The 9,139-nt window shown below is 36.4% G+C and carries 8 protein-coding genes; all 8 read right to left on the bottom strand.

Features of this window, described 5'->3' with window-relative positions; all coding sequences use genetic code 11:
- Window positions 1-312: 312 nt before the first annotated feature.
- Window positions 313-1,044 (bottom strand): glucosamine-6-phosphate deaminase, encoded by a 732-nt coding sequence (nagB, locus tag GT508_RS12710; protein ID WP_161144381.1) that lies wholly within the window; start codon window positions 1,042-1,044, stop codon window positions 313-315.
- Window positions 1,045-1,069: 25 nt separating this feature from the next.
- Window positions 1,070-1,684, bottom strand: coding sequence for a carbohydrate-binding family 9-like protein (locus tag GT508_RS12705; protein ID WP_161144380.1), 615 nt, complete (start codon window positions 1,682-1,684; stop codon window positions 1,070-1,072).
- 168 nt (window positions 1,685-1,852) lie between these two features.
- Entirely contained in the window at window positions 1,853-2,719 is an 867-nt protein-coding gene (locus GT508_RS12700) for an HAD family hydrolase (RefSeq protein WP_161144379.1), read from the bottom strand.
- Complete coding sequence (locus GT508_RS12695) at window positions 2,703-5,057, bottom strand: glycoside hydrolase family 65 protein (RefSeq protein ID WP_118309316.1); 2,355 nt, start codon at window positions 5,055-5,057, stop codon at window positions 2,703-2,705. The genes GT508_RS12700 and GT508_RS12695 overlap by 17 nt, the downstream gene beginning before the upstream one ends.
- 26 nt (window positions 5,058-5,083) lie before the next feature.
- Complete coding sequence (locus GT508_RS12690) at window positions 5,084-5,956, bottom strand: PIG-L deacetylase family protein (RefSeq protein ID WP_226851710.1); 873 nt, start codon at window positions 5,954-5,956, stop codon at window positions 5,084-5,086.
- A gap of 14 nt (window positions 5,957-5,970) precedes the next feature.
- Window positions 5,971-6,801 carry a carbohydrate ABC transporter permease gene (locus GT508_RS12685; RefSeq protein WP_055181984.1) on the bottom strand — a complete coding sequence of 277 codons (831 nt, stop codon included), beginning with the start codon at window positions 6,799-6,801 and terminating at the stop codon, window positions 5,971-5,973.
- On the bottom strand, window positions 6,798-7,697 hold the full coding sequence (locus GT508_RS12680; protein ID WP_192934743.1) for a carbohydrate ABC transporter permease: 900 nt from the start codon (window positions 7,695-7,697) through the stop codon (window positions 6,798-6,800). Before GT508_RS12680 ends, GT508_RS12685 begins: the two co-directional genes overlap by 4 nt.
- Window positions 7,698-7,778: 81 nt before the next feature.
- On the bottom strand, window positions 7,779-9,041 hold the full coding sequence (locus tag GT508_RS12675; RefSeq protein WP_118225474.1) for an ABC transporter substrate-binding protein: 1,263 nt from the start codon (window positions 9,039-9,041) through the stop codon (window positions 7,779-7,781).
- Window positions 9,042-9,139 lie beyond the last annotated feature (98 nt).

Below are 9,139 nucleotides of genomic sequence, written 5' to 3'. Positions count from 1 at the left end.
TTAAGAATTACCAACGCCTCTTTCACATTCACTGGAACGCCTTTCCAAGTTTTATTCCGTGTGTATCAAATGCCTTACGAATGAAATGGAAATTGCGTAACGGTTGTGGCAGCGGAAGGTTACAGTAATCAGCTGTCATTAGTGGATTTTCAAGGCTTTTGACAAGATTGTGTACCGTAGTGGCTTCCACTGGGTTACACTTCCGGGCATTTTATTTATTAACATTCGCTACCAGTCACGACTTGAAGGAAACAATAGATAAGGATTATTGTTTCCTTCAAGGACTGAGAGGCCGCTTCCCCAGTTAATAAATTAAATCTCAATTTTAGCAAGCGCTGCCTCATCCCCAACCAACGTCACATCATTATGCAGCTGGAGAATAGAAGCCGGCACTTCCGGTGTGACCGGGCCGAAGAAAGAACGCTCTACGATATCTGCCTTGTTTTCTCCATTCACTACTATCAGTATCTTCTTTGCCTGCATGATTGTCTTGATTCCCATCGTATATGCCTGTTTTGGTACATCGTCGGCAGATGCGAAGAATCTCTTATTTGCCTCAATCGTACTCTCTGTCAGATCTACACAATGTGTTTCCTTTTCAAATGCTTCTCCCGGCTCATTGAAACCGATATGTCCGTTATGTCCAAGTCCGAGCAACTGAAGATCCACACCGCCCAGTGAACGGATCAGTTCTTCATATCTTCCACATTCTTTTTCCGCATCCGGCTCCATTCCGTTCGGAACATTGGTCCTTTCCGGATCAATATTCACACGGTCAAACAGATGTTGATGCATAAAGTAATAATAGCTTTGATCATTCGTACGTGGCAATCCCTTGTATTCATCCAGATTTACTGTCGTAACCTCTGAGAAATCCAGATCTCCCTTGTTATACCATTCAACCAGCTGATCATAAGTTCCGATTGGCGTAGATCCTGTTGCCAGTCCCAGTACACAGTTTGGTTTCATGATCACCTGTGCAGAGATGATATTCGCTGCTTTCCTGCTCATGTCCTTGTAATCTTTTGCTTTGTAAATTTTCATAAGTACAACCTCCCAATTGTATTTTTTACTTTCTTTTCAAAATCACTGCTTTTTCAAAATACTCCGGCAGATGAAAATTCGGCCGTTCGCTTTCCACGCATCTGTACGCTGCATAATGTTCGTATTCCTTTGTTTCACAAATTTTATAGAAATTGCAGCGAAAATCGGATCCTTCCTGTAAATTCAATTTTCCGTATACCTGTTCCAATATTTCTATCGGAAGCGTAAGATTCACATTCCATTGCTCTTCCCGTATTTCTGCGCTACATTTCATCTTCCGTATCTGATCCGGCGTAAATGGTATCCGGTTCATCTTATTCTTTCCATAGCATGCAAGAAGTGCACCATTTGCATTCATTTCGAAGTTAAGATAAATATCATCTGCTGCCGTATCATTTCCTTTAAATTGAAAAAAAGCCTCCATAGCACTGTCTTTGTAAACCGGATCCTGGTCTTCTTTATAAACCCGGAGAGGATCCTTCTCCTCACACACAAGTTTGATATACAATCCTTCCCCCTGAACGAATCCAATATACCCATAAGTTTTTGCAATCTTCTCTGTTCCCCATAACAGATTTTCGATTTTAAACAGCTCTACTGATTCTAATAACTCTTTGTTTTCTATCAACCGAACTTCCATATGCCGACTCCTGTTGCATAGTTAATGGCTTCTATCTCAATCTAGCAAATATACCGCAGAAAAACAAGATTGTATAAAATCAAAGAGACAAACGTACAAAAAAATAAACCAATCGTGACAGCTATAAATCTTTTTCCGTCCACTTATCCGATATATCTTTTACCTCTTTTATTTCTGTTCATGTAGAAAACATAAAAATCTATCCACTCCACCTCCTATCTTTTGTACTCCACTCGGTCTTTCGCCTGTAACTTCAGATACATCATAAAAATCGCCATTTTGACTCTTTTCCGTTTTCATAAAACTGTCGCTTCCAAATATATCTTTCTCGATTCCTACATACTCATCTCCCCAGTATGTACACTCCTCCGGCTTTATGTTATTTTCAGTACATATTTTTTCTAAAATCACATTAACATTATCGCTTTTACTCGTAACCCCCACTTCAAGATATTTTGCATCACAGGTTGGTGCAACATCTATTCCGTATTTTTTCCCTGTTTGTTTAGCAAGGTGAATCAATCCACTAAGTCCATCTTCCATTCCATGTTCTTTCAAAGTCTCTCTCAAACATCCAAGTTCATCTTCTTGCATAAACAAATTATCGCCTCTCTGATTTTCTACCATAAGATCAATTTTACAATAATTCGGTCTGCTAAATACTATGTCCGTATCAAAATCATATTTCTCTTTTAATGTTTGATGAATTTCAAAACAAACCTGATGGATTTTTAAAATCTCACCCTTGTCCGGAACCATATTTTTAAATATATATGGTATTCCATCCTTAAAGGAATAATTGTACGCACCTCGCCCCAATCCAAGATAAAGATTTTTCAACTCTTCCTCTGCAAAATAACTTTCAATTTTTCCGCCTGCGATATTTTCAATAGTTGTCCCGCTAACAATGATTAATTTTATCCCTTTTTGTAACAGAGGGCGCATCGCTGCAACTGCCTGATCTACAGGTGCTCTTCTCGACATTACAGCCGTTCCATCCCAATCAAAAAATATAGCTTTATATTTTTTCAACATACTGATCTCCTTCGCATTTTAATGTTATATTTTTTTCGCCAATCCAAAAATTGATTCTATCTCCTTCTATAATCTTAAACCTTGCTTCCTGCTTTGATACAGTCACTTCCAGTAACGTTCCTTTTCGTTTGATCCTGAATCTATATTCTTCCCATTCTTTCGGAATTACAGGTTTAAAACGCAATTTTGAATCCTGACATCGGACTCCTGCAAAACCATTCACAATTGCCTGCCATGTACCTGCCATATTTGCTGCATGGATTCCTGCATAAAAATTATTATGATAGTCATCCAAATCCATTCTTGCCGATTGGGAAAAATATTTATAAGCTTCATCCAAATATCCGATATCACAAGCAACTATTCCAAATATGCATGTTGATAATGAAGAATGATGTAACGTCACTTCTTGATAAAAATCATAATTTCTTCTTATTTCTTCTTCCGTAAATAAATTGCTATGTAAATACATTCCCAATATCGCATCTGCCTGTTTTGACATTCTATGGCGCATTATAAATAATGGATGATAATTTTCATAAAGCCATGCACGTTTTTCCGGCGGTATCTTAGATTCATCCCATGGTTTTCTCATCATAAATCCATCATCCATTGGATATATTTGACGTTTTTCATCATACGGAAAATACATCTTCTCAATAATCTGATTCCACATTTCTATCTCTTCTATAGAAAAATCTATTTTTTCTTCCAAACGAGATAATACTTCCGGTGCATTTTCATTCAAATAGCTCACTGCTCCTACAGCATCTCTCAAATTTTCACGCGCCATGAGATTTGTGTAAAAGTTATTGTCCACCAACACATTATACTCATCTGGTCCTGTTACATCACAAATACAGTATCTTCCATCTTTACATTCTGCAAAGCTTCCAACATCAGCCCACACTCTTGCTGTTTCTATTAAAATTTCTGCTCCTTTTTCTTTGAGATACTCCACATCTCCACTAACCTGTAAGTAGAGCGATAATGCATACGCTATATCTGCATTGATATGATACTGTGCTGTTCCCAACGGATAATATGTCGAAGCTTCTGCCCCATTAATGGTACGCCATGGATATAGTGCACCTTTCATATGTCCTAATATTCTTGCTCTTTCTCGCGCCTGATCTAGTGTTCCATATCTGTAATCAAGCAATTTCTTTGCAACTTCCGGTTCTGTGTATATCAAAACCGGCAGTACATACATCTCTGTATCCCAGAAATAATGTCCTTCATATCCTTCACCAGAGAGTCCTTTTGCTCCCATTCCTGTATGTCCGTCTCTCCCTGCTGCTTGAATAATATGGTACAAATTAAAGTGAATTCCTTGTTGTACAGCTTCATTTCCCTTGATTTCTACATCCGCTATTTTCCAAAAGCTTTCCATATATTCTTTCTGATATTTTTCCAGATAAAGACCGCCATCCGTTTCTGCCGCTTCTAATTCTTTATTCACAAATGTTTCCAACTCATTTTTTCCCATATCAAGCGCAGTTGAATAACAAATAAATTTATCTAATTTTACAGTTGTTCCCTGTTCACATTCCACAGATACCGAAATTTCTGCCATCATCTCTTTTATGTCTTTTTGCCAGGACAACTCTTTTATTAAATCATTGTTTTTCCATAACACATGAGAACTTCCACATGCCATTGTCAATTGACTTCCCTTTGTTGTGCCTTCATAATACATTTTATTATTTTTTGCCCACATTTTGTCTGGATCCAGCCTACGTCCAAAAGGACCATAATCAACAATCGGATTGGTTTTCCTTGTGTGATTTTCTACATCTGTCTGCATTTTTGAGACAAATTGAATTTCTCCCGAATAGTTTAATGGTGTTACCCTATATGAAATTAACATTATATTTTTTCTGGCAAATGAAACCAATCGCAAAATCTGAATTCTTGTTTTTTTCCCTTTCGGAGATGTCCAAATAAGTTTTCTTTCCAGAATCCCTTCTTTCATGTGAAGCACTCGTTCATACTCTTCCACTGTACCGTCCATCATGTCAAATTTTTCGTCAGCAAGTATTACGTGTGTTTCTTTCAAATTCGGCAAATTTAAAAGAGACTGACTTAAAAGTGGAGAACCAAAATTAGCTTCTCCATAACGTATTTTTTCGCTTTCATAGAATCCATTCACAAAATTGCCTTCTAATCCGGTATCTATGTCAAAATCATAGGCTTCCTCAAAAGTTCCTCTTGTTCCAATATAACCATTAGACAAGGCAAATGTTGTTTCGTTCCGATAATTATTCTTTATATCAAATTCCGTTTCTGTAATATCCCATACCTGAATCGGATAAATTGGTCGTTTATCTGTATCCATTTATTTCTCCTTATATTGAACTCTTCTTAACGCACCTTCCAGAAAATTTCTTCATCTTTAATAAAAGCCATTAAAAATTCATATGCATCTGGTTCTAAAGCCGTTTCATGTTTCAAAAGTGCCTGATATTTTAAATTATTAATCCCTCTGGCTTTTTTCATCTCTTCTGGTAATTCCAGTATCATTCGTTCTTCCCATTTATAATTACTGTTTTCTTCCAACCCCTGCGGACAACTAAATACCGCTGTATCTCTTTCAGGCCAGTTATCATCCCCCGCACAGGAATGAATCAATCCACAAAATACCTTCGGTTCGTATCCGTTCTTTTTATTTAATATATCCAGAACTTCGCATACAAAGTAATACAATCCTGAATGATCTCCATGCATATCATATTCGGATGTTGTAAAAATAACATCCGGTTTCTTTTCCTCCAACAACATTTCTAAATCTTTTTCAAATGTTATGCGATTATAGTCTCCATGTTTTCCATATTTTTTCATATGAAATTCGACTTTATCCTCTAACCCGTACGTTTCTCGTGCACAAGATGAAGGATAGATTTTCTGTTCATTTTTTTCATTATACAGATGTGTCAAAAAGCTTTCCCTTTCCGGCATTCCAGTATCTGCATACCCCATAATTTCAAATGATTCTTTATTGCTTCCAAGTGTTTCCAATCCCGCCAGACTTTCTTTCAGCCTTGCATAACCTTTAGAGTAATCTATGCAGCCATAATCACCATTTGTTACCATCACAACCGTATATGGAACATTGTTCTGTTCACATACTCTGATTACTCCTGCCGACATCAAGATTTCATCGTCCTGATGCGGCACAATAACCATTACATTATTACACTCTTTTTTGATATCCAGATTCATCGTCTTCACTCTCATATTTAATCTTTTCTTTACCCCTTTACTGCGCCTGCTGCTACCCCTGCAATAATATATTTCTGCATAAACACATAGAAAATCATAAGTGGTGCAACTCCCAGCATCAACATTGGGAATAATGCTGTCCAATCTGTGGCAAACTGTCCTATATTTCTTGTTACCTCTTGAAGAATGACATCATTTTCTCTGCTCTGCAAAAACAAAAGTGGTGTCATAAATTCGTTCCATACATTTAATGTTACGATAATTACAACGGTAGAAATAACCGGTTTTAATAAAGGCAGTACTATCAGGAAAAATCTTTTAAAAACAGAACACCCATCAATTGCTGCAGCTTCTTCCAATTCTTTTGGAATTGTCGATTCAATAAATTCTTTAAACAAAAATACAGCTTGCGGCGTATTAATGGCTACATCTACCAGAATAACAGACCACAAAGTATTCATTAGACCGAAGCCTTTTACAATTTTATACAAACTAACAATGTTCATCTGAAACGGAACAATCAGTCCTGCAAGGAACAGAAGAAAAACTCTGGTTCCCATTTTGGACTTTGTTCTTGCCAATGCATATCCTGCCATAGATCCAAATATAACAATCAAAAGAACTGCTGTTGCAGTAATAAATAATGTATTTCCAAACGCTCTTGGGAACTCCATATTGACCCATGCATTCACATAGTTATCCAACCTGAGTACTTTAGGCAAGCCAAGCGGATTTGCTGTTGCCTCCTGCGAACTTTTTAAAGTTGTAACAATCAGATAATAAATTGGTATAAACCAGATTACTGCAATCAGGATCATAAAAATTTCAGTAATCGCAAGATTTCTTTTTTCTTTTCTCATTGTATTGCCTCACTCCATTTTCCCATTAATTTTGTTACTATTGCACTGATTGCAAGAACGATAATAAAGAAGCATACACCAAAAGCTGAACCTGTACTGTAAAATCCTTCTGATATTCCTTTTTTCATCATAACTGTCATAACTGTCTGTGTTGCATCTCCAGGTCCACCTGATGTCATAGAATAAATAATATCAAATACTTTCATTCCACCAATCAATCCTGTAACAATTACAATTTTTACCGATGGACACATTAATGGTAATGTTACATACATAAATTTTTTTAGTCCATTGGCTCCATCAATTTCTGCCGCCTCATAAAGATCTGGTGAAATACTCTGTAAGTTTGCAAGGAAAATAACCATTGCCCATCCTGTCCATTGCCAAATCTGTGTTAAAATTACAGAATATAATGCATTTTTCGATGTAAAGAAATTCAATGTTCCCAGACCCAGCTGATGTAAAATATTATTAATTAATCCAAAATCCGAAGACGACATAATAAAATTCCATAAGTACCCTATAATCAGGGAACTAAATACTGCCGGGAAGAAAAATACCGCTCTTAACAAATTTCTGCTTTTTAATTTCTGATTTAATACAAAGGCAAGCGGCAATCCGAGTAGTGTTTGAAAGCCCGTTAATAAAATTGCATAGATAACGGAATTCTTAATAGCCGCCAACATTACCGGCGTTTGCAATACTTTTATATAATTCTTTAATCCCACAAAATGAAGATTTATGGGATTCATGTCTGTGTAGTCTGTAAAACTATAATAAATCGTATACAAAAACGGGGTAATGCTAAATAACAAATATATGATCAGTGCTGGTAAAATGAAAATAACAAAATATTTCCCAAGCTCACCAGCCCGTAATTTTCTCTTTTTTACCATTTTTATTCTCCTAAAAAGTCAAAAGGTGCCTTGCGCCACTTTGGACGCGAGAGGCACCTTATTCATTCTTCCTACTGTATCTTATTTTTCAAGTAATTCTTTTACTGCAGAATCAACATTCTTTAATGTTGTATCCAGATCCTGTTCTCCGAGAAGATATGACTGCATTTCTGTTCCATATGTTTCGTGTGCACTTGCTGCATCTCCCCATTCATTCCATGGACAATATACATTACCTGCTTCCAACGCTTTTGATGCACTTGCATATTCTTCCGGTAATTCAAATTTAGCTCCTTCAAGATAAGAAGAACCACCCTGATTATCTTCCCAGAACGCCTTCTGACCTTCCTCTGTTGAAAGTGCTTTTAATACTTTCATTGCTGCATCTTTATTTTTTGATGATTTGTTTACTGCAAAACCACATCCCGGTCCTCCAATCAGCCAGCCATCACTTGCTTTCGTTCCATAGAATGGCATCATATCAACCTTAAGATCCGGATTTTTGTCTTTAATAGTATCCAAATCCCATGGACCGGAACAGAACATTGCAGCTTTTCCAGTTGCAAATTCCTCAAGAGCCTGATCATGGTCAATACCTACCATATCCTTCGTGTATACTCCATCCGTAATCATCTCTGACCATTTTTCAAGATACTTATTCCAGTTGCCTTCTAAAGTGGTTTTTCCATTTCTGTATTTTTCTCCGAAATCTTTTCCTTCATCTGTTGAAAGATATTCTGCTGTTACAAAAGCCATCGAATTCTTTAACATCGGTTCCCATGATTTCAATCCTGCTGCTAACGGTTTAATTCCAAGATCTTCAAATTTTTTGCATACGTCCAAATATTCATCAAAGGTTGTTGGCAATTCGATATTGTTCTGCTCGAATAATTCTTTATTAAAATATGTTCCTTCAAACCAGCTGATTCCAGGTAATGCATATACATCTCCATCATAACTATATACATTTGTTCCTGCATCAGAATATTTCTTTCCAAGATCATTTACTTTTTCCAAATAACCTAATTTTGCATGTTTCAATGCAGATGCAGGTGATTCACAAATAATGTCCGGTCCTTCTTCCGCTGAAAGTTGTGTATCAACAACCGTATCATAATTTGAATTGTCAATAAACTGGAACTCAATTTTCACATCCGGCACTTCCTTTTCCAGATAATCCAGAAGTGTTTTCACCGTATCTTCATTATTCCAATATGTCATTCGGATTTTGGTTTTACCATCACTTGTTTTTTCCGAACTACTATCAGAACTTTTGCCACACCCCATTGCTAATCCTGTTACCATTGTGGCACATAACAGAACGCTTACAATTTTTTTCTTCATATCTTTTGTCCTCCTCTATTTGCTTTTATTATAGTTTTTAACCATATATATTAAAATTGTACATTTTTTTGATTTATAACATTTTTTCAAGAAATGTT

Source organism: Dorea sp. BIOML-A1 (assembly GCF_009875615.1).
In the GTDB taxonomy this organism is placed as follows: Bacteria; Bacillota; Clostridia; order Lachnospirales; family Lachnospiraceae; genus Dorea_A; species Dorea_A amylophila.
This window is presented reverse-complemented; position numbering and strand designations above follow the sequence as displayed.

What these genes read in the sequence shown, in the direction of transcription:
- nagB (WP_161144381.1), bottom strand. Translation starts at nt 1,044, where the DNA reads ATGAAAATTTACAAAGCAAAAGATTACAAGGACATGAGCAGGAAAGCA.
- GT508_RS12675 (WP_118225474.1), bottom strand. Translation starts at nt 9,041, where the DNA reads ATGAAGAAAAAAATTGTAAGCGTTCTGTTATGTGCCACAATGGTAACA.
- GT508_RS12685 (WP_055181984.1), bottom strand. Translation starts at nt 6,801, where the DNA reads ATGAGAAAAGAAAAAAGAAATCTTGCGATTACTGAAATTTTTATGATC.
- GT508_RS12700 (WP_161144379.1), bottom strand. Translation starts at nt 2,719, where the DNA reads ATGTTGAAAAAATATAAAGCTATATTTTTTGATTGGGATGGAACGGCT.
- GT508_RS12690 (WP_226851710.1), bottom strand. Translation starts at nt 5,956, where the DNA reads ATGAGAGTGAAGACGATGAATCTGGATATCAAAAAAGAGTGTAATAAT.
- GT508_RS12695 (WP_118309316.1), bottom strand. Translation starts at nt 5,057, where the DNA reads ATGGATACAGATAAACGACCAATTTATCCGATTCAGGTATGGGATATT.
- GT508_RS12680 (WP_192934743.1), bottom strand. Translation starts at nt 7,697, where the DNA reads ATGGTAAAAAAGAGAAAATTACGGGCTGGTGAGCTTGGGAAATATTTT.
- GT508_RS12705 (WP_161144380.1), bottom strand. Translation starts at nt 1,684, where the DNA reads ATGGAAGTTCGGTTGATAGAAAACAAAGAGTTATTAGAATCAGTAGAG.